Origin of the sequence: Citrobacter sp. Cu096, from assembly GCF_030332285.1 — a bacterium.
In the GTDB taxonomy this organism is placed as follows: Bacteria; Pseudomonadota; Gammaproteobacteria; order Enterobacterales; family Enterobacteriaceae; genus Citrobacter; species Citrobacter meridianamericanus.
In genome coordinates, this window is the sequence record NZ_JAOWID010000030.1 from 1,872,745 (window position 1) to 1,892,684 (window position 19,940).

Consider the following 19,940-nt stretch of genomic DNA (forward strand, 5'->3'; position numbering starts at 1 on the left):
TCATTCAATGTCGAACTCATCTATTTTCACTTCAAGCTCCATGCTGGTCGTAAATCCATTATCCGGGCTGACAGAATGCGTCAGGGTGGTAATGGTCCATTCTGCATCATCGATCGGCTGCTTAAACCCCGTCACCTTCACCGGCATTTCCGTATAGAGGTCAGCCCGCCCCTCAGCGAGCTGCAGGGAAAATGAAGCAACCCCACGCTGCAGGCGTTCCCACTGCATTTTTGCTGCGCGCTCTGCATTGCTCCGGTTGGCGTAGGTACGATTAAGAACCAGCACGTTTTCATCCGTTCCCACCAGATAATCTCCCTGTTTTGCTTCCGGCGCTTTGGGTGCGGTGGTTTTCTTTCGACGGCGCTTAACACTGGTTGTCTCTTTTTTCCTGGGGTCACGCGTATGCAACCAGCTGGCAATAACACCGGTATAGGCACCACGATCAGCAAGGGTGAACCGATGACCGTCACCGGCTTTGCGCGTGATGGTGATAACCGGCAGCGGCTTGCCGCTTGCCGTTCTTCCCTGTCCATGCCGGATAAACAGCAGATTCCCGTCTTTAACGGAAGCAATCGCCCCATACTGTCTCGCCAGTTTCATCAGAAAACTTGCATCGCTTTCATTAGTCTGGTCCAGATGATCCAGTGCCTTATCCGTCAGGTCTTTACCCAGCGCCACTTTGAGGTTATGCCGTGCGGCGATTTCCTTTACCACCTCCCCCACCGTTGTCTGATGCCATGATTTTTCGCGCCGTGTATTGAGGGTTTCACGGAAATCTGCACTACGCGCCCGGATGGTCAGCCGGTCAGGGGCACCGCTGTGTTCAATTTCATCCACAGTAAAAGCCCCTTTAGGGAAAAGCGGCTGGCCTTTCCAGCCCAGCGCCAGCTGAATCACGGCCCCGCGTCGCGGCAGGACGATCAGCCCGTCGGCGTCGTCCAGCTCCAGATCAAGCTGGTCCGCTTCAAAGCCCCGGTTATCCGTCAGCGTCAGACTCATCAGGCGGGTATCCAGCACGGTCGTCACGTCCTTACCTTCAATGACGATACTGAATGCCGGGCTTTTGCTATTCAGATTCAGGAGATCAGAATTAACGTTCACTGCAGCAATCCTCCAACCGTGTTTTTAATCCCCCCAATCGCAGAGGTAGCAGAGTCCTGCAGGTTGCTGAGCTGGTCACTCAGACTCCCGAACATGTCAGACAGCGATTCATCAACCCGTTTGAGGGTGATCGTAAACTCAATGCGCCTGGGCATACCGCTGGCAAAAAACTCCGTCTTTGTCTGGCTCAGACTCTCAATAACAAACATGCCGTAAATGGTTCCGCTGCCTTCAATCAAAGGCCAGGCTTTACCCTGCTCTGCCATCAACTCCAGCGCCAGCAATGACAGCCTGCCTCCGGTCACTTCCGGCAACAGAACCCCGGACAGTGTCAGTGAATCGTTATCCGGGCCAAGAAACTGCGTTGACGGACGGCGGTTCACCCGGCTGTTGGCGGCATGTCGCCAGCTGCGCTGATACTGCAGTTCCTGATAAGGGACGGTGCGCAGCATAAATACATATAAACCCAGCACCATCATCATGATTCATACCCCCCCTGATCGCTGAAATTGCTGCGCGCTTTTGCCCTGGCCCTGCGTTCCCGCTCGTCAAGCTGCCGAGCCACTTCACGGGCAATATCCTGCGCACTCTGTCCCGGCTGCGCGACAATATGAATGGGCGCATTTATCTCATAGCGAATAACTGACGGCGGGCTGTCCACCTTAACAGGCTGCGTCTGGTATGCCCTCGCAGGCAGACTGAACGGATGAAGCGGAGCCGCTTCTGCAGGTGTCGCAGCTACCCCCATCACGCCAGCAACGACAGAGGCAAGCGCAGCAGTACGCTGCCTGCTGGTGACATTTGCCGGTCCGTTCACAATTTCAGGGCCATTTTCTCCAACAATGCCAAACTGCCCGCGTGGAATGATCCCGCCCGTGTCGTACATCCCCGCGTAAGCCGGGAACCCGCCTGGCGGCAGCACCACTTTGCCGTCACTGTTCACCGTGGCGGATTGCTGCTGCGTGACCTGTGCAGGCAATTTCGCCTTTGCCGCCTCCTTACTGACAATACCGAGCTTTTCCAGTAGCCATGACACACCGGATTTAAGAGACTCCAGCGGATACATCACCATAGTCAGACCTTCCGCCAGCGCCTCACCAAACCGGCGCCCCATTGCAGCTGCGCTGTTCAGTTCTTCGGAAGTGGATTTAACCGGGGTCAGCAAATCACTGAACCAGCCCCACAAGGCCTGCACCCTGTCACCAATCCACTGGAACATGGGCCTGAGCGGCTCAAAGGCGGCGCTGATGGGCGCTGCAGCGGCTTTGAACCCTTCCACCACGCCCCCCAGAAATGCACTGATGGGCTGCCAGTATTTCCACACAACCAGCGCCACACCAGCCAGCGCAGCCACAACCAGCCCTATCGGACTGAGCAGCGTACCCAGCATACCGGAAAGACCAAACAGCGCGCCGCGAAGTAATGCCAGCGGACCAGAAACAAGAAAACGCAATCCGCCACCGACAGCTGTCAGCCCACCCCGCAACGCCGCCAGCGGGTTCATCACCATACCGATAACATTACGGATACCTGACATACCGACACGGAACACGGCAAGCGGAGCACCTGCCACCGTTTTCAGTGCATTACCCGCGATTCCGGCTGAGCGACGCAGGGAATTAAGCGGGGCACTCAGCAACCCGACACTGCCACCGGATGACGCCATACCCCGACGCAACAGGGAAAGTGGCGCACCTGCCAGCCATGACAGGGCACCGCCAGTACGTGTTACCGCTGCAGCAACGGAAGGTAATGTTTTTACACCCAGCACAGACAGGCCAAACCGAATCACCGCAATCGGCCCCAGCACAGCAGCCACTGCCACGGCAAGTGTACCCAGCCCGACAGTGACAGCCGCCGTAGCCGCCGCCACTTTCATCAGCGTGCCAGCCAGCACGGGGTTCTGCTCCACCCAGCTACGCAGCGCCCCGGTCACGCCCTTAACCATGCCCATAATATCCATCAGCGGCTGACGCAACGTTTCCCCCAGACTGCTGAAAGCGTTCTGCGCGCCAGTCTTAACCAGCAACCACTGCGCAGACAATGAATCCTTGTTAATGTCGGATTCTTTCTGCATGGAACCATTAGCACCACTGCCTGATGTGAGTTTCAGCTGGCGCTGCAGCTCCGGCAGGTTGTTAGCCAGCTTTGCCGCATCATCACCAAACTCTTTGCCAAAAATCATTGTCATGGCTGACAGGCGTTTATCCTGCGGCAGATTGTTGACCTTCTCCAGAACCCGCTGGATGGTGCCCATGGCATCGGTGGTCATCTGCTTTTCAATCTCCGCCGGATTGAGTTTCAGCAGGTCCATACCTTCAAAGAAGCGTTTACTTTGCATGGTGGCAATAGACAGTTCACGCACCATGGCATTAGAGGCGCTGGCGGCGATTTCCGGGGCAGCCCCCAAAGAAAGGAATGTTGAACCCAGCGCTGCGGCCTTTCGGAAGTCAAGGCGGTCAGCCACGCCCCCCATACGCTGCAGGACGTTGATAATGTCCCCGCCCTTTGACATGGCGTTATCGTCCAGGTAGTTCAGCGCATCGCCCAGTTGTTCAATATTGCGCGTCGGAACTTTATAGAGCTGCGCGATTTTCCCCAGCCCTTCCGCCAGCTCATCGGCGGGCAGCTCAAAGGCCGTTGCAGCTTTTGCTGCCGTGGATGCAAAGGCCAGCAGGTCACGTTTCTGGTCTTCGTAAGGATCGTCCTGGCTGGTCACGCCCATGCGCGCGCCGCCTTCAACCAGCGCGGCATAGTCTATAGCACCATTCTCCATCGGCAGCTGCTCACTGGCAGCCTTAATGGCATCCTGCATGTCATAAAACTGTTTTGTACGGTTGCCGTTATCGTCACGAAGCCCGTTTACCTGCTTTGCCACGCCTTTCATGGCATCTTCCATACTGGCATAGCTCTTAACTGCAGCCATAACCGGCGCGCCCATTGCCAGCCCCGCTGCCGTGGTGGTGGCCCCGGCTCCTGCAATGCGATCCCTTACCTCAAGACTCCTGGAGTATGCCGCACGGGCGGCGTGCATTTTTCGCTGTTGCTCCCCGACACGTCGTAACCTTGCTTCCTGTTCAGAAAGCTGCCTGTTATAACGCATTGTTTCACGGGTAATGCGGGCCGTTGCGCTGGCACCATCACTGGCTGAAATACCGGCACGATAAAGCTCTGCGCGCACCAGCGCAGTCTGCTGCTGCAGCTTTTTCTGGCGTTCTTCCAGACGCTGAACAGCCAGCTGTTGACGGCCCAGAGCAACAACCTGCCGTTGGGAAGGCGGCCCCATCGCACCCAGCTCATGACTGAGTAAATTTGCACGCTGGCGGGCATAGTTCAGCCGGTCGCCCAGTTTCTGATTTTCTGCCTGTAGCTTTCGGAAGCTGTCCAGACTGCTCCCGGCCTGATCAAGCTGCTTTATTGCATCGCGGGATTTTTTGACAGCAGCAGCCAGCTCCCTTGAGCTGGCCTGCGCGGATCGAAATGGGCGGGTGAGTTTGTCAACCGCATTCAGGATCACCTGCAGACGCAGGTTATTGTCACTCATCGCTGGCCCCGCTTCTCTGAATCGCTTTGTGCCGCCACTCCAGCACCTCAGTCAGCGGCATAACGTCAGTGATGGACGGCGACCAGTGAAAGATGGTGGCGATATCCGCCACCAGGTCATCAATCGTCAGGCTGTCGGTAAACCGGCAAGCACCGACTTCTTCAACAAAAAAGTCACCACCTCGACCGACAGCGCGGTGAGATCGGCGGGGTCCAGTTCAGCCATTTCCTGTGCGGTCAGCGTCGGGGTGGAAATACGCGGGATCACTGTCATCATGGCCCCCACGTCCATATCCATAATGGCCTGCAGGCGGGTGCCGCGCAGCGCACCGGACTGCGGCTTACGCAGCACAATTTCGGTGATTTGGGTTTTACCGCGCATAACTGGCGTATCCAGTTGTACGGTTTTTTCAGTCTGCTTGTCGCTCATGTTCGTTTCCTGTTAATCAGATACTGGCGCGGATCACCGCGCCGTTAAGTTAAATCAGAGGCCAAGGGCGTTACGGTGTGCTTCCATCAGGTCCACGCCGTCAACGATTTCAATCATGTTGACCAGATCAACCTCATAGAGCACTTCGCCGTTAATGGTCAGCTTCGCGTAGCTGTTGGTGCTGCTGACTTTGGTGGTGCTGCTCTCGCCGGTTTTCCACTCGCCGGAATCCACTTCTTTATGACGCCCGCGCACAACCAGCTCAATGGCCTGCACTTCGCCGGTATCGTCACGCTGAATAGAGCCAGTGAAACGCAGCTGGATGCCGTCAACGGTTGCCTTGCCCATCTGCTTGAATAACAACAGTTCAGTGCCGCCGATTGAAAATTCCGTGTCCAGTGCGCCGTCATCCAGCCCCATATCCACATCCACCGCGCCCGGCATACCGCCGCCGCGATACTTCTCAAACTTGCGGGTGAATTTCGGCAGGGTCAGGGACTCAACGATCCCCTGCCAGTTGTTCCCGTCGTTGAACAGGTTCAGGTGTTTTAACTTGCGTGGTAATGCCATGTATCCCCCTTATGCACTGACACGGCTGGCAAAATCGACCAGGTAGCGATCGGTGATGCGCTGGCGCAGCATCAGATTTTCAAGCGGCGGCACAGGCGTGTAGTCGTAGTCGATGGTGAGTTTCCCGGCTTTCAGGGAGTCTTTATCGTTCACTGACTCATCCAGCCAGCAGTCCGCCCCGATGAGGTATCCCTGATTCACCAGGCTGCGTAATTTGGCGCGGATACCTTCGATAATGTCGCGGGCCAGTGACGGATTCAGTGGCTTATCCACCGCCCACATATGCCCCTCTGCAATCGTGTCAGCCAGCACCTGCGCCGTGCGGGTGTAGTTCTCAAACGCAAACAAAGGATCGTCACTGAGGCAGCGAGAACCCCAGAAGCGGAACCCGTCTTTACAGATCAGCGTGGTGACGTCGTTCTGGTTCAGCAGTCCCGCATCCGTTGCCGGGTCCTGCAGATCCCAGAACACATCAGCGGAAATACCGGTGACTCCATTCACACCCACGTTGGACAGGGTTTTGTGCCATCCGGTCTGTTCGTCGATTTTGGCGCGCAGACCGAGCGCACGTGCGGAGGCGTAAGCCGTCGCATCGGCTTTCAGCACGGTGTCAAAGTTGATGAAATCAGGCCAGATCAGCATGCCTTCTCGCTGGCTGAAATTGTCCCGGTAAGCAATGGCTTCCTCCAGCGTCTTGCAGCCATAGGCAGACAAGTAGGCAAACCCGCGCAGGCTCTGAGCAATACTCATCAGCTCAGTAGCTACCGCCTGTGTGTCATGCCCCGGCACACCGAGAATGCGCGGCTTAACTTTCAGCTGCGACTGCGCAGAAAGCAGCGCTTTCATCCCCGTTTTTTTACCGTCGGACGTGACGCCACCGATAATATTGGAGGTGGTTTCCGCTTCGGTTTCGCCCTGCGCCACGCGCACAACAACCGTCACGGGTTTTGACTGGTCGGCAATCGCATCCAGCGAACGGGCCAGCGTGCCGGACTCACCTGCTTTACCGCTGGCCTCCAGCACATCCGTCAGTAGAACCGGCTTATTGAGAGGAAACACGGACGCATCAGCATCATCGCCGGTGCAGACCATGCCCACGATAGCGGTGCTCACCGTGGTGATAGATCGGGTGCCCTCGTTGACTTCAACAACGCGCACCCCGTGGTGGTAATCCTGAGCCATAGCGGCGAACCTCCTGATTGGAATAGGCTTCGCCCTATGTTGTATTGATTACGTCACGCAGACAGCTGCGCGGCGTTGTCCTGTTAATCACACAATGTCGCAGGATATTTGCGGTATAACGTCGAGATACTCACATCAAAAATTAAAGCAACATGCCGTCTTCGTTTTTCAGTCCAGATAAAAGATGCAGCTTACCTTGCCCTTATTCAGTATTCTTTCAATCAACAAGCCAAAAACGCTTAAAACAGAATTATAATATTTATAAATAAGACATTATCACTTTGTTTTTCCTTAATATATAAACAAGTATAAAACATGTGATAAAAATAAAAATTTGCCATAATAAATTTGATAAAAATGGATGATTCAATTTCATCAAATCATTATAAAATGGCAACGTAACATATATACAAAAATCTGAAAGCAAATATATGCCAAATGTACACACAGAAACTGTAGATAGCAACGAAGCATGATTATTAATCATTTCAAACCGCGACACATATTTAACAAAATAAAAAACACATAATGTCTCGATAACTATATTTGGCAGATATATATTACTCCAATAAAGATACAAGTCTGGATTTTGTGGGTTTTCGCCGTACTTAAAATAAGTTATTAAAACTGAAAAAATAACGGCCACCAAAAATATAAGCACACTCAAAGATGCTCCACGGCGATCACACTTAATATATTTATCAATATAGTAGCCAGAAAATAAATAACCTACAGGGTAACAAAATAAAGTTAAGTCAAAAGCATTAAAAAATGATATGCCTGTTATATTTTTAATTATATCAATAGATGACGGAAGAAGAAGACATAGAGCAATGAATATTGCCATATCTACTTTATTGAACGTACTGGATAGCCTTTGTAAATAAGGCATTACTAACAACAAGGCTAAATAGAGATATAAATACCATAATGCATTCGTTGCAGGAGCCTGAATTAGATCTTTGATAATTTTAAGAAAACCCATCAAAGTATCAGGAACCTCATTCTTGTAAAAATAATAAAAAAGAGAAAAGATGATAAAAACCACCAAAATTCTTTTTATTCTTAAATAAGATTTTGAATATGAACTAACGTTTCCCAACATCAGCACACCTGTAGCCATAATAAAAACAGGAACTGCGACTTTTGAAACGAAAAAATATACCAATGAACTAAACCATGTTATCGATGGTTGTAAAGACACAAAAACTGAACTATTAGTATGATTAACAATAACTAAAAATACTGCTAAAATCTTTAATAAGTCAATGTATATGACGCGTTGTCCGTAGTTATAATCCATATAAACTCTTGCCTACAATGACAAAAACGCCATTATAGGCATGCTTTATAGAAAACACAATTACCATTATTAAGATATTGTTAACCAACCTTCCATGGTGAGTTAACTGCGCAACAATCAAATATTTATAAACATTCATTACTTAACAAGTAATCTCATTAGCCATTACCTACTCAACAAGAAAGTAGTTTATTCGCAGTTATACCTGCGGGGGAATAGGCCATACAAGAGCTGTTAAAGTGGATACATCTAAAGACTCTAACGCCCCAAGATAATCAAGCCATGTATTGTACTGTTGTTTTTCTGAATCATTGATGCGCCCCATAGCAGCGTCCCTGGGCCATTGTTTTTGAGTGATAAATTCATTAGCATCATGAATCAAAAGATGTCTTTTTAGTTTAGTAGCTGTAATAGCTGCCTCTTTTACCGTTATGACTGTAAAGCTACCCATTCAACATAACCTCCCGAACTAGAATTTCGCTCTCTTGTGCATTTTTACCGTAGAAACTGATCATATCAACGATTAACTCGCCTAATTCTTTCCTTGCGCTCAAAACAGGGTTTGGATTTAACACTGAAACAAAGTCAACCGCAATATCACCATCATTCAGCATACTGAAGTCGAATGAGTCAATAATGCCATCAACCTCAATTGTTAATACATCCTCCTTTACTGAAACACTCATGATGCAATCAGAACGTTGAGGCGTAAAAATTACTTTCATCAGAACCACCTTCCTATAGCTATATAACCCAGATACGCCGCTGCACTTTGCGTATTGCTAATCAGGGCAATTGAAACACCCGTCATTGAACAATCACGAATGGATGGCCAAGAGGATGCAGATCCGGCAATATGAGGGGTAGAAAGATATGCAGATGGGGCAACTGTTGGTTTCCCCCCTACAAATGTTGCCGGAAAAGTGAATTTCTCTGCACTTGAAAAATAAAGACTCGTTGCGCCGCCACTTGGTGTATCAGTTGTGACGGCTGTAGGTTGTGTGAACCAGCATTTTAATGTTCCATCAGCAAATTTTGTATACTCACCATTTGAATTAGATCCACGCTCAATTACTGCCCCTGCAGGTTCACCACCAGATTGATACACAGCTCCAACCATTTCAGTTTTCTGAAGTGCTCCAATTATCCTTGAGTCGTCGCCAGAAGCCACAGTACCGGCAGTAGTACCCGTGTTTTTCGAAGCGGCATCACCCAAGACTACCCATTTAAGCCATACGTTAGCGTCACCGCTATATGCACGAAACGCAAACTTAAGCGGGTTATAGCCAATCGCTATCTGAATGTCATACGATCTTTCTATACTGTCTACCGTTAATACGGTGGCGTTGAACCCTGGAGAGTTCTGCGCATTATGGTATGCGAATCCCGTACTATTTTTCGGTGGATTATTTAAATCCGAAATAATTTTCCCCGTATGAATGATGGCTTGCGGAGCATCACCTAATCCAAGATATTCGAGAAGCGCTGAAATATTTTTCCCGCTGAGATTCGTCAGCGTAGCATCGAGGGGCTGTTTCCCCGCCAGCGCGTTCATCACTGTTGTCGCAAAGTTAGGATCATTCCCCAGCGCAGCTGCCAGTTCATTCAGTGTGTCCAGCGCCTCCGGCGATGAACCAACCAGCCCGGCAATAGCTGCCTTCACAAATGCTGTAGTGGCAATCTGCGTATTGTTCACAGTCTGCGCCGCAGTCGGAGCCGTTGGCGTTCCGGTCAGGGCCGGGCTTGCCAGTGGTGCTTTCAGTGCCAGCGCATTGTTAATGGTGGTACTGAAATTCGGGTCATTATTGATAGCTGCCGCAATTTCTTTCAGCGTATCCAGCGTTGCCGGTGCGCCACCTATCAGGGCAAGAATAGCGGCCTGTACAAAGGCTGTACTGGCAATCAGGGTGCTGTTGTTTCCTGCCGGTGGCGTTGGCGTTTTAGGCATGCCTGTCAGAGTCGGACTGTCTTTTGGTGCATACTGCGAATGAGGATCAACAGCAGCAAGATGCTTTGCCATCAGGTCATCCACATACACCTTAAGTTCCAGCACCTTGTCATCCACATATTTGCGGGTTGCCAGAACCACAGCGGGGTCAATTTTCAGGGTGATGTTATCGGTGCTGCTGGTAATCAGTACCATTCGCACGGTCTGCGTGCGTCCGCTGCCCTCCGCCAGCTTCGGCTTGTAGCTCTCCGGGCAGTTTCCCACAGCAATCAGCGCACCTGTTTCATCAAACAGGCCGACTTCACGGATCCACCACCCACCCTCATTTTCCGGGATCACCTGCTCAGCAATAATCTGGCTGCTGTTCTGTGGGTCGATATACAGCATATTCAGCGCTGCGCGGCGTTCCTCAGCCACTAACGCGGTCTGTTGCGCGTTGGGTGTGGGCAGCACACCGCCACCACTGCCCACCGCCATATGGGTAACTTTCAACGGGACACCGAGCGCGGCGGCGCTTGCCAGTTTCGCCGCGCCGATATCCGTCAGCAGGGTATAAAATTTTGCGCTCATGGGTTCACTCTCATCGTGTCAATAACATGGACCGCGCCGCCCTCATAAGCGGTGCCGCCGGAAATAATGGTTTCGTTGATATACGGGTAGATCGTGATTTCTTCGCCGGTATAAGTGGCTGCACCCACAAAATACGGGCCGCCTGTCTGCAGGTTGATGGACATGCCAACCAGATGACGGCTGCACGGTTTGGCATCACCGATCAGACGCTCCAGCTCCAGATAGGTTTCTTCTGTTATGCCCTGGTCCTGCACGCCAATATCCAGACGGAACGTCCCCGGTGTTTCGCCGGTCTGCCACCACTCAATGATGCGGATCAGGAAGCCAAACGGCTCCACCACACGCCGCACGGCGCTGGTTGTTCCCTTGTGCTGATGGATATAAAACGCGTCCTGCACAACGCGGCGCTTGACGCTTTCTGTCCAGCCCTCATCCCAGCGGTCAACAGAAAACGCCCATGCCAGATAAGGCAGGAATCTGATCGGGCAGGTTGCCGGGTTCCACAAATCCCGCAGTGATACCTGCAGATCGGAAATCCCGCTGCAGGTCTGCGCCAGTCGGCGCTCAAGCGGCGACGAACCCGGCGGCAACAGGCTATTCATCTGTGCCCCCGTTGGCGACGCTCCACTCTGTACAGGATGCCGCCTGCGTCTTATCCAGCACCACATCACCCAGCGGGGACGTCAGCTCCACACGCTGGACGCCCTCCACATGCAACGCGGCATAAATGGCGCTGCGACGGATATCACGTCCCAGCCGCGTCTGACTGGCGATGTATTTCTGCAGACTGGCTTTTGCTTCTGCCATCACCGGCTCAGCCTCCGGCCCCGGATACAGGAAGATCGTCGCGTCCACGCTGTACGGAATAATTTCAGCGCTGCGCACCGTCAGGCGGTCTGCCACCGGGCGAACCTTTTCACTGTTAAGCGCCTGCTCAACCACTGCCAGCAGGTCAGCCCCTGCCGTACCATCACCCTCGCTGCTCAGTACTGTAAGCACCACCTCAGCCGGTGCAGGACTGGTTGCGCTGGCATCCGCCACGCGCCCGTCGGCACTTCTGGCGTGGAACTCATAGGCTCCCGTCGGCCCTGCAACGGACAGCCCCTCAAATGCTGCAGGAATGCGCTGGCGTAATGCTTCATCACTTTCCATCACTGCGGCGACTGGCGGCACCGCGTCATTATCGGCAGGGACTACCGTCAGGCGCTTCACGTTGCAGTTACCTGCCAGTTGTTCAAGGTCATTTCCCATGGAATAGGCCACCATGACCGCCTGCGCAGCCTCATTAATACGCTGGCGCAGCAGGATTTCTCGGTAAGTATTTTCCTGCAGCAGTTTGGTGACGGGTTCGGACTCCAGCGCTAACGTGCGCATAACGGCCTCCTGTGCATCAGCCGGATGGAGGGCCACAAAGGCGGCCTTGCGTTCTGCCAGCAATGCCTCAAAGTCCGGCACATCCACAATCTGCGGTGGCGGTAGTCGGGAAAGGTCAATGACTGCCATTGTCTGCTCCTGTTGATACGGAAAGTGAAACCGGTGCGCCGTTATTGCCGTGTCCGGTAAGTTCAACCACCATAGAGCCGTCAAAACTGCCGTGGATGGTGATGGAGTCCAGCGTAAGGCGCGGCTCCCAGCGGTTCAGCGCCACATAGACCGAAGACATAATCTGCAGGCGCAGCGCCGGGTTCTGCGGCTGGTCAATCAGGGCAGACAGCAGGGAGCCATATTCCCGACGGGCAAGACGGCTACCCTGCGGAGTCAGCAGAATATCCCGCACCGACTGGCGCAGATGTTCTGTATCTGCAATGGCCTGCCCGTCATTCCTGCTCATACCGATATACAACGTCATACCGGACCTCCCGTGTTGTCGCCGCCTTTCAGAACACCAGTATGCTCATGGTCATCAACCACGATCCCGTTAGAACTCATTGCGCCGCCGCCCTGGGTGACGCTGCCATTGATAACCATGTCACTGTTAATACGCGTTCTGTCAGCTTCCACCACAAACTCACGGGTTTTGTAGGTGACGCTGTCTGCTGCCTCGATCACCATAGATTTGATGCCCCTGACATACCATCGTCCGGTGGCGGGTTCATATTCAAACCAGCCACCATCTTCATATTCGGTCACGTCAGCGCTTTCAGAATCTGACGGCGGCGGGAACTCATTGGAGTAAATAGCGGGAAGCGCAAAAGCCGTTTCCATATTTCCGCCCAGGCTGAACAGCACCACCTGCTCCCCTGGTGACGGACACCACCAGGTGCGAGACTTTCCAGCCCGATATGTCAGCCAGCTAATCCAGTTGGTTTCAAGCTCGCCCGTTTTCACCCGGCACAGCCAGCCGTCCCGGTCCACTTCGGTCACGGTGCCGGTGCGGATCAGGTTGGTGATAAGGCGCATGATTTCGGTCAGTTGTGCATTCATTCCGTGAGAGTGCATCAACAAAACAAATCAAAAAACCTATCGTCTTTGTATGGAGTCTCTTACAATGAAGCATCAATACTATTTGTTATTTTATTAAATTTAAAAGCACTAACAACTTGAGTTATTTAAATATGATTTTATATAAATATGTGGATTCGAAAACAGCGGAAATAATACTGAACACTTCGACCTTGAAATTTTCAAAGGCATCGTCCCTAAATGATCCCTTCGAGCTAACGAGCTTGCATTACGATTCTGAATCCGAAGATGCAGAACAAGCTATGAGGTTTGTTGCAGCCTCTATGTCCTACGGTATTCTTTCACTTACCCGTAACCCTTTAAACCCTCTGATGTGGGCACATTATGCTAGGGGCGAAAAATTAGAAGGAACAAGAGGTATTTCTCTCGACATAGGAAACGGCTCCCATGCAGGATTTGTTTTTGGAATTGATGCAGACGCAGCAGGGTTAAATGAAAATGGTTCTAATGTCATTCCTGCGAAGTTTGGAAGCGTCATTTATGCTTCAACAAAACCAAAATCGCCCTTCATAAACTCTACTAATTCATTTTTCTATGAAGGCCTTCAACACATATATAACCCAGATATACTTGAGGCACTACAAAGAACATTCCTGTATAAACCAGCTTACTGGTCTTATGAGGAAGAAGTTAGAGTTGTAAGAAATGTACATAGACGTAAAACAGAAATCCAAGAGATAGAAAAATCAAGTATTAAGGAATTGTATTTAGGGTTTAGAAACTCATTTAATAAAAATTATTTAATTCAAAAGCGTGATGAAATAAACGCTATACTGCCTCTTTGTAAGATTTATGTATGTGGCTTCGATCAGTCAGAGTGGACCTTTAACAAATTGCCTATTGATGAGGCTATCCGTCAATGCCTTGTTTGAAGCTATGACTCCGATAACCAGTGCAATAGCGTTTCGCGGGTAATGGTTTCCACCTCATCATTCACGCCCAGCAGGCGGCGCTCAGCATAGCGGACCTCCGGGCCTTTACGGCTGACGCGGTCACGCAGGCCGTAGTGGTGAACACGGGCAATACGCTGCACCTTGCCCTCAAACTGCACGCTGGCAGAGTCAGCACTGGCTGCAGTTTTCAGGTATTTTGTTGTGCGAATCTTTGCAAACATCTGGCGTTTGATGCGTCCCTTCTTGCTGCGGGCTGTCACCCGGCGCGGCTCATAGCCGCTGCCATCAGGATTACGCTGCAGCCTGATGTTTTGCTGCTGCGTCCGGCGCAGCTGTTGCGCCAGCTGTCGCATCATACGTTTGCGGGCTGCCGGTTCCAGATTCGCAAGCAGCGCCGTCAGCCAGTCATCCACCCTCTGCAGTTCATCCACGTTTCACCGTCCACATTTCTTCGGGTTCGTCCGGCTCCGGCACTGCTTCAACGCTTGACACGCTACCGTTAGTGCTGACCAGTACGCGCTCCGTCAGTTGCAGGTTCAGGCTGATATCGCACACATCGTTGCGCAGAATATCCACTTCAAAGGTGAACAGTTTTTCGCGCAGCTCCGGGTTATTGATAGCATCCGGCTGGTTGTCACTTAGCCACAGCAGCACAGGAGCCATCAGTAGATTCTGGTCGCCGCTGAAATCCTCGATCACCACGTTCAGGGTGTAGCGGTATTCCCATGACATGGAGCTGGCACCGGTTGCCACCAGTGAGCCGTTATCAACGAAAAGGTGCAGCTTGTCCGGGTTGTCACGGACATAAGCAACCGTTTTATTCAGGGCGCTGCGTAAGGACTGCGGTTTGTTCACTGTCTCGCTCCTGACACGCAATAATCGTGTCCACTTTGTCAGCACAGACCGCCCAGGCGGCCTCGGTTTCATCCAGCACCGCGTTCAGATCGCCGTTACTGCGCGGCGCTGACCTTTCCAGACGGCACTGCGTCACTCTGGGACAGCCACTCACGGTAAGCTGCACCTCCGGCGAGGGCCGGACGCTCCCGCAGCCGGATAATGTCAGCAGGCAAAGGAGTATCAGCCCAGCGGCGCAAATCCTCATTTTCACGTTTCAGTTCCTCTATCCGGTGCTGGCGGCTGCGCAGCAGTGCGGTGGTCTGTTCCGCTGCCGCATAAAGCCGCGCCTGTTCCCGGCTGTTGGTTTCGGTCAGAATGGACAGGCCGATCAACTGACTGTTTTTCTTTGCCAGTTCCTGCGTTTTGCTTTTCAGCGCCGTGCCCTGCGTCTCAATGGTGTGACTGGCATTGTTAAGCCGCCACGACTGCCAGCCCAGCGCAACAAGAACCAGCGCCAGCCCTAACACCAGTGCGCGATTCATTCCCGCAATGCCTTTAATTCATCCTTGATTGCTAAGCCAATGGCAACGGTAGATAAATAAACCAGCCCCGTCAGTTTCCACCCGGCAAGCAACATCACAAAGGCAACAGCCAGGCGCAGATACCAGGGGAGAGTAATTGCGTCCATCACACTTAATACCCTGCCCAGCAGGAATCTGACCTTTAGCCGGTCATTACCTGTCAGAGTGCAGGAATAAAGCCCGGTAAAGCAGACCAGAGAAAACGAGGCAAACTCAAACCACATGATCAGCGCCAGCGGGAAAAGCGCATGGGAGGCAGGGAAAGTCACATCAACCATCACAAGAAGCGCCAGAACCGAAAGCGGCAGCCAGTAACTTTTTAACCATTTCATTTCAGGACGCTCCTTTTAAGCACCAGGCCAGTTCCCGCGCGCGGCGGTACTCCAGACCTTTATTTTTCACACCGTTAACGTAAATCCAGCGCGGTAGCTGGTTGCATGCCTGCCACCACTGCTGGCGATTGATATATGACACCATGGTTGACCTGCAGATCGCGCCGGTCCCCACATTGAAACCAATACTCACCAGCGCATCGTAGACATGTTGCGGAGGCTTAACCGTCAGGCAGGCGTCCAGCCTTTTTTCAGTCAGCAACACATTGTTTATTAACCCCTGCGCCGCCTGCCGTTCCGTGATAGCTTTCCCCGGCACCACCCCGGATGTATTTCCTATCCCGTCAGTCCAGACACCTGCGCTGCACTGATACGGCTGCAGACGACATCCCTCGTAATCGGCAATCAGTTTCAGCCCTTCAACGGAGGTTTTGAGCGACTGGAAACCGGGCAGCGTGGCGGCGACAGCCAGCACAGCCCCGACAAGGCAGCGCTTAACGATTGAAGGATTCATATTCCCCCCGTGAAATTTTGCCGCCACGTAACAATTTGAAAGACTGGTGTTTGTAGTACCAGTTGATAGCCAGCATCAGCACACCAATCAGTACGCCGCCAACCGTTGACGCATCCTTGAGCGACAGATCGCCCAGCCATGCCAGCAGCACTGCGATGCAGTAAGTGATAAAGGCGCTGATTCGTTCAAGCGTCATAATTCAGTCCCATAGCTGGACGGTCTGCGCCGTGGTTGACGCCGTAATGTCCGGCAGCTCCACCTGCAGCCCGTGCGGTAAAAATGGGCCGTACTCAGCCAGCCCCGGATTTGCCTGCAGAACCTGCTCAGTGACACCCTGCGTGCGCCCGTAATGACGCCAGCAAAGCGCGTCCACCGTGTCATACTGATGCGCACGCACTTTCATCAGATAAGCTCCACCGTACAGTGCGGTGCATCCTGCACCCGGCTGATAGCCCATCGGGCATCACGCCACAGATCGCCGCTGGCCTCCGCCAGCTCCTCCCCTCGCTTCACGCCTGACGCCGTGGCGTCATAGTCCTGATAACGCTCATTGAGCACGGCGCGCGCCCAGCAAAAAACGGCGTTGTGGTAGTGCCGGATACGCTCACTTTTGCCGTCCAGCATTTCTGCGGGAACCTCAGCAAGTGTCCGCCAGCCCATCATCTGCTGACGGTTGCGGAAGTCGAACAGCTCAGCGTTAACCTCAGAAATTGCCGTCAGCACGACCTGCTTTAAACGCGGCTGCGTCACCGTGCCGTCAGTGCGCATCACACAGCGAAATTCCGACAGGTCCACATCAGGCCAGAACGGCGTATTTTTGATGACCTCCGCCTGTTCCGGTGCCTGTTCGGGCGCAACAAACTTCATGCGGCTTTCTCCTGAATAAGTGGGCGGTGGACGGAATTTTGATGTGGCAGTGCCTTTCGCCATCCCGTGCCGCCCGTGCGCGGGGCACGTTCGTTAGCGGCTGTCATTGCGCAGTCTGCGCTCCAACTGCTGCTTTTCTTTTTTCACACCGCAGCGGGGATCAAGCTGCAGCGCATGGGTAAGGTGATTCAGGGCAGACGCCGGGTTGCTTTCGCTCAGTACAGCGCCGATGGCTTTATGCAGACGCGCCCGCGACTGGTCCGGCATATCCAGATCGGTGGTCAGGTCCAGCGTCTGCAGAAGCAGATCGGCATCAAAACCGGCAGCGGCAAGCAGAGCGCTTTGCGCCGCGTCTGCCATTTCTTCAGCCAGCACGGTCTGCACGTTACGGTTGCCCAGCGGCATCACCCAGCCATGGCGCAGCGCATGGCGCCCGATTTCGAGCGCACCGGCATAATCACCGGCGTCGATACGCCACAGCATCACGTACATCAGCACGTCATCCTGCTGCGCACCTCCGGCAGCCAGCACGCCCTCCGCCCAGGCGGAATATTTCGGCAGCAGTTCCACCTTGATTTCCGCCTTTTTCACCGTGGACTGGACGCCCTTGAGGCGGCGGCGGTCTTCTGCCAGCTGCAGCAGCATCAGGTCATAGCCCGACGCATGGCGAACACTGCCGCCCTCACGGGCGGCCTGTTCGGCCTGAATGCGCAGGCGGTGCTGCCGTGCGGGACTCAGGCTCATGCGTTACTCTCCGTTTCCTGTTTCTGCTGCAGGCGGGGTGAAATCACCGATTTCGATATTTTCCACCAGTGCCGCGCAGCGGTAGTCCTCGACCACATACGCCTCGTTGACGGATTCAAAGTTTTCAATCCGGTCGCGTTTCGGGTTGTCGATAACTGAACGGCGGCGGGTGTCTTCCTGCCAGTAGATGGACAGGTTATCCAGACGGGTGATCAGCAGGGCATTTGCCGGGAAGAAAGGCGCGCGCACAGCCTGCAGGCCGCCCATGCGTTTCTGGCTGATGATCAGATCGGCGGCGATTTTCTCGCTGTTGTCCTGCTCTTTGTTGACCAGCGGGAAATACTTGTCAGACAGCAGTTCACGTCCGCAGACAACAACCAGTTCGTCATCATCCTGATACTCCACATCGATCAGCTCGTTGACGGTATCCATCACCACCGCGTCAAGATTTACATACTTACCACCCGGACCTACTTTTACCGGTTCTGCAGTAGTGGTGCCGTCTTCTGCGGTTTTGCTGCCCATGACGTGATCCGGCGCGTCTTCGCGGATTTTCTGCAGCCAGCCTTTATTGACGTCCTGCAGCAGCGGGTTTTCAGCACGGTTGGAGGTTTTGGCGCGCTTCACGCCGTTAAAACCGATCATGATGCGGTCCAGCGCCTGACGCTTGACGATGGCGTTGCGAATACGCACCTGGAAGTCCTGGAATTTCGCCCACAGGTCCAGTTTTGCGTAGGTCAGCACCGTATCAAAGTTGGTCTGCTCGCATTTGTATTCCACGTCTTCCATCAGCGTCGGATCGGTAGGCTCACGCTCTTTGGTGGTGGTATCGGTGGTTCCGGCAATGGTGCTGCCCACGCCCAGCCCCAGCAACTGCCCTGACTGCTCAGTGACCGGCGTGATGTTAATCAGCGTCAGGAAAGCAGCGGACTGCTGGATCTGGTCTTCCAGCGTCTGCTGCACGGACGGCTCCACGGTAAACTTGCTGGACAGTTCTTCAACTTCCACACCGTTCAGGCGCGCCAGTTGCTGCAGGTAAGCGTTAAAGGCAAAGCGGGTTTTCTTTTTCATCGGGTTTTATGCTCCATCAGCAATTGGTCAGGGTGCCTGCCGGTGTGTCACCGCCCGGCGCGCGCTGGCGGTAATCTTTGCGGCTGTCTTCACGGCTCAGCTGCTGCTGTAACTCGGCAAAGGCGGTCTGCTGCTCCTGCAGGGAGGACTCCAGCTCAGAAAGGCGCTGGTCCTGATCGGACAGGGATTTATCAGTGCGCTCGCTCAGGATCTGCTGCTCAGTAGCGACCAGCTCCACGGCTTTATGCACATCAGAGAATCGCGCATCGTCGGTCTGCTCTTTTTTGGTGAACAGCGCGGTGACGCGGGCAAAGAGGGATGGCTTTTCGTCCTGGGCTTCTTCAAGTTCGATCAGCGTTTCAACCGCTTCCGAAAACAGGTTTTCAGGGTTCTGCTTACGGTTTGCCAGCGGGTTATGTGCGGCGCTGGCGCTGAAAGCCAGCATTTCGGTGCCAAGGCTCGCAGGATCGTCTGTCGCACCCAGCCCCACAAGGTAGGCTTTGCCGGTGTCGGCAAACTTAGTGCTGACCTCCATGGAGGTGAAAAGCTTCTGGCCTTTTTTCACCAGTTCCACCAGGGCGTCAGTGGGTTCGATATCGGCATAAAGTGCCATCTTGCCCGCCAGCGGGCCGTCCTGGATTTCTTCTGCAACCAGCCCCGTCACCCTGCCGTAGCGGTTAAAGGTGCTGTCCGGCAGATAAGACTTGATGTGCTCAAGGTTAATCAGCGCGGTATAGACCGTCGGGTTGTAGCTGGCAGCCATCTGTACCAGCCATTCACGCTGGATCTCGCGCCCGTCAGTGGTGGCACCTTCCACCCCGATACGGAAACGCTTTGCTTTCACTGTCATGAGCCATGCTCCGTTAGAAATAACTTACTGGAGCCTTATGTTTGCGGTGATGGGGGGAGTGAGACAACGCGCTGTATTTGTACGGTAAACCACACAAAACGCAGCCGGGGAAAGCCGCCATACAAGGCCGTATGTTTGGGC

At 53.2% G+C, this 19,940-nt stretch carries 27 protein-coding genes and 1 pseudogene; 1 reads left to right on the forward strand and 27 read right to left on the reverse strand.

Annotated features, from left to right (window positions below; all coding sequences use genetic code 11):
- From OGX99_RS23395 to OGX99_RS23465, 15 genes and pseudogenes are all read right to left on the reverse strand, one after another.
- Nucleotides 1-1,101: a phage late control D family protein gene (locus OGX99_RS23395; RefSeq protein WP_286545234.1), complete on the reverse strand. Its 1,101-nt coding sequence runs from the start codon at nt 1,099-1,101 to the stop codon at nt 1-3.
- Nucleotides 1,098-1,583: a phage tail protein gene (locus OGX99_RS23400; RefSeq protein ID WP_191227532.1), complete on the reverse strand. Its 486-nt coding sequence runs from the start codon at nt 1,581-1,583 to the stop codon at nt 1,098-1,100. The genes OGX99_RS23395 and OGX99_RS23400 overlap by 4 nt, the downstream gene beginning before the upstream one ends.
- The gene (locus OGX99_RS23405) at nt 1,580-4,645 is read right to left on the reverse strand and encodes a phage tail tape measure protein (RefSeq protein ID WP_286545242.1); all 3,066 of its coding nucleotides are present in this window, start codon (nt 4,643-4,645) and stop codon (nt 1,580-1,582) included. The genes OGX99_RS23400 and OGX99_RS23405 overlap by 4 nt, the downstream gene beginning before the upstream one ends.
- Entirely contained in the window at nt 4,638-4,757 is a 120-nt protein-coding gene (locus OGX99_RS23410; protein ID WP_001397628.1) for a GpE family phage tail protein, read from the reverse strand. The genes OGX99_RS23405 and OGX99_RS23410 overlap by 8 nt, the downstream gene beginning before the upstream one ends.
- Before the next feature lie 14 nt (nt 4,758-4,771).
- The gene (locus OGX99_RS23415) at nt 4,772-5,074 is read right to left on the reverse strand and encodes a phage tail assembly protein (RefSeq protein ID WP_058842452.1); all 303 of its coding nucleotides are present in this window, start codon (nt 5,072-5,074) and stop codon (nt 4,772-4,774) included.
- A 54-nt stretch (nt 5,075-5,128) separates the two neighbouring features.
- Nucleotides 5,129-5,644, reverse strand: coding sequence for a phage major tail tube protein (locus tag OGX99_RS23420; RefSeq protein ID WP_016150797.1), 516 nt, complete (start codon nt 5,642-5,644; stop codon nt 5,129-5,131).
- Nucleotides 5,645-5,653: 9 nt separating this feature from the next.
- Nucleotides 5,654-6,826 (reverse strand): phage tail sheath protein, encoded by a 1,173-nt coding sequence (locus OGX99_RS23425; RefSeq protein ID WP_046669936.1) that lies wholly within the window; start codon nt 6,824-6,826, stop codon nt 5,654-5,656.
- 259 nt (nt 6,827-7,085) lie between these two features.
- Entirely contained in the window at nt 7,086-8,129 is a 1,044-nt protein-coding gene (locus OGX99_RS23430; protein ID WP_286545245.1) for an acyltransferase, read from the reverse strand.
- Nucleotides 8,130-8,328: 199 nt separating this feature from the next.
- Nucleotides 8,329-8,580 carry a tail fiber assembly protein gene (locus OGX99_RS23435; protein ID WP_151225055.1) on the reverse strand — a complete coding sequence of 84 codons (252 nt, stop codon included), beginning with the start codon at nt 8,578-8,580 and terminating at the stop codon, nt 8,329-8,331.
- A complete protein-coding gene (locus OGX99_RS23440) occupies nt 8,573-8,854 on the reverse strand; it encodes a hypothetical protein (protein ID WP_286545248.1) in 282 nt (93 codons plus the stop codon). The genes OGX99_RS23435 and OGX99_RS23440 overlap by 8 nt, the downstream gene beginning before the upstream one ends.
- 701 nt (nt 8,855-9,555) lie before the next feature.
- Nucleotides 9,556-10,647, reverse strand: a pseudogene (locus tag OGX99_RS23445) (phage tail protein); the annotation flags it as partial.
- The gene (locus tag OGX99_RS23450; protein ID WP_019077479.1) at nt 10,644-11,249 is read right to left on the reverse strand and encodes a phage tail protein I; all 606 of its coding nucleotides are present in this window, start codon (nt 11,247-11,249) and stop codon (nt 10,644-10,646) included. The pseudogene OGX99_RS23445 and the gene OGX99_RS23450, both read right to left, overlap by 4 nt.
- Nucleotides 11,242-12,150 carry a baseplate assembly protein gene (locus OGX99_RS23455; protein WP_286545250.1) on the reverse strand — a complete coding sequence of 303 codons (909 nt, stop codon included), beginning with the start codon at nt 12,148-12,150 and terminating at the stop codon, nt 11,242-11,244. The genes OGX99_RS23450 and OGX99_RS23455 overlap by 8 nt, the downstream gene beginning before the upstream one ends.
- Nucleotides 12,137-12,496 carry a GPW/gp25 family protein gene (locus tag OGX99_RS23460; protein ID WP_286545252.1) on the reverse strand — a complete coding sequence of 120 codons (360 nt, stop codon included), beginning with the start codon at nt 12,494-12,496 and terminating at the stop codon, nt 12,137-12,139. Before OGX99_RS23460 ends, OGX99_RS23455 begins: the two co-directional genes overlap by 14 nt.
- Complete coding sequence (locus OGX99_RS23465) at nt 12,493-13,071, reverse strand: phage baseplate assembly protein V (RefSeq protein WP_001397643.1); 579 nt, start codon at nt 13,069-13,071, stop codon at nt 12,493-12,495. Before OGX99_RS23465 ends, OGX99_RS23460 begins: the two co-directional genes overlap by 4 nt.
- Nucleotides 13,072-13,202: 131 nt before the next feature.
- On the opposite strand from OGX99_RS23465, the gene OGX99_RS23470 reads away from it, so the two are divergent.
- Nucleotides 13,203-13,982 (forward strand): DUF2971 domain-containing protein, encoded by a 780-nt coding sequence (locus OGX99_RS23470; protein ID WP_001397644.1) that lies wholly within the window; start codon nt 13,203-13,205, stop codon nt 13,980-13,982.
- A gap of 2 nt (nt 13,983-13,984) precedes the next feature.
- Here the strand turns inward: OGX99_RS23470 and OGX99_RS23475 are convergent, their stop codons facing one another.
- The 12 genes from OGX99_RS23475 to OGX99_RS23530 form a co-directional block, all read right to left on the reverse strand.
- Nucleotides 13,985-14,434 (reverse strand): phage virion morphogenesis protein, encoded by a 450-nt coding sequence (locus OGX99_RS23475; RefSeq protein ID WP_286545256.1) that lies wholly within the window; start codon nt 14,432-14,434, stop codon nt 13,985-13,987.
- Entirely contained in the window at nt 14,427-14,858 is a 432-nt protein-coding gene (locus OGX99_RS23480) for a phage tail protein (protein ID WP_001397646.1), read from the reverse strand. Before OGX99_RS23480 ends, OGX99_RS23475 begins: the two co-directional genes overlap by 8 nt.
- A complete protein-coding gene (gene lysC / locus OGX99_RS23485) occupies nt 14,821-15,069 on the reverse strand; it encodes an Rz1-like lysis system protein LysC (RefSeq protein ID WP_223151184.1) in 249 nt (82 codons plus the stop codon). The genes OGX99_RS23480 and lysC overlap by 38 nt, the downstream gene beginning before the upstream one ends.
- Nucleotides 14,954-15,382 carry an Rz-like lysis system protein LysB gene (gene lysB / locus OGX99_RS23490; RefSeq protein ID WP_286545259.1) on the reverse strand — a complete coding sequence of 143 codons (429 nt, stop codon included), beginning with the start codon at nt 15,380-15,382 and terminating at the stop codon, nt 14,954-14,956. The genes lysC and lysB overlap by 116 nt, the downstream gene beginning before the upstream one ends.
- On the reverse strand, nt 15,379-15,753 hold the full coding sequence (locus tag OGX99_RS23495; protein ID WP_286545261.1) for a DNZ54_00345 family protein: 375 nt from the start codon (nt 15,751-15,753) through the stop codon (nt 15,379-15,381). The genes lysB and OGX99_RS23495 overlap by 4 nt, the downstream gene beginning before the upstream one ends.
- 1 nt (nt 15,754) lies before the next feature.
- Complete coding sequence (locus tag OGX99_RS23500) at nt 15,755-16,267, reverse strand: lysozyme (protein ID WP_286545263.1); 513 nt, start codon at nt 16,265-16,267, stop codon at nt 15,755-15,757.
- Nucleotides 16,248-16,463 (reverse strand): HP1 family phage holin, encoded by a 216-nt coding sequence (locus OGX99_RS23505; RefSeq protein ID WP_000171565.1) that lies wholly within the window; start codon nt 16,461-16,463, stop codon nt 16,248-16,250. Before OGX99_RS23505 ends, OGX99_RS23500 begins: the two co-directional genes overlap by 20 nt.
- 3 nt (nt 16,464-16,466) lie before the next feature.
- Nucleotides 16,467-16,670: a tail protein X gene (locus tag OGX99_RS23510; RefSeq protein WP_000868184.1), complete on the reverse strand. Its 204-nt coding sequence runs from the start codon at nt 16,668-16,670 to the stop codon at nt 16,467-16,469.
- Nucleotides 16,670-17,134, reverse strand: coding sequence for a head completion/stabilization protein (locus tag OGX99_RS23515; protein ID WP_286545268.1), 465 nt, complete (start codon nt 17,132-17,134; stop codon nt 16,670-16,672). Before OGX99_RS23515 ends, OGX99_RS23510 begins: the two co-directional genes overlap by 1 nt.
- Nucleotides 17,135-17,227: 93 nt before the next feature.
- Nucleotides 17,228-17,878, reverse strand: a complete 651-nt coding sequence (gene gpM / locus OGX99_RS23520) for a phage terminase small subunit (RefSeq protein ID WP_024552863.1) — start codon at nt 17,876-17,878, stop codon at nt 17,228-17,230.
- A gap of 3 nt (nt 17,879-17,881) precedes the next feature.
- Entirely contained in the window at nt 17,882-18,949 is a 1,068-nt protein-coding gene (locus OGX99_RS23525; RefSeq protein WP_000730754.1) for a phage major capsid protein, P2 family, read from the reverse strand.
- Between the two features lie 16 nt (nt 18,950-18,965).
- Nucleotides 18,966-19,799 carry a GPO family capsid scaffolding protein gene (locus OGX99_RS23530; RefSeq protein WP_286545270.1) on the reverse strand — a complete coding sequence of 278 codons (834 nt, stop codon included), beginning with the start codon at nt 19,797-19,799 and terminating at the stop codon, nt 18,966-18,968.
- Nucleotides 19,800-19,940: the final 141 nt, after the last annotated feature.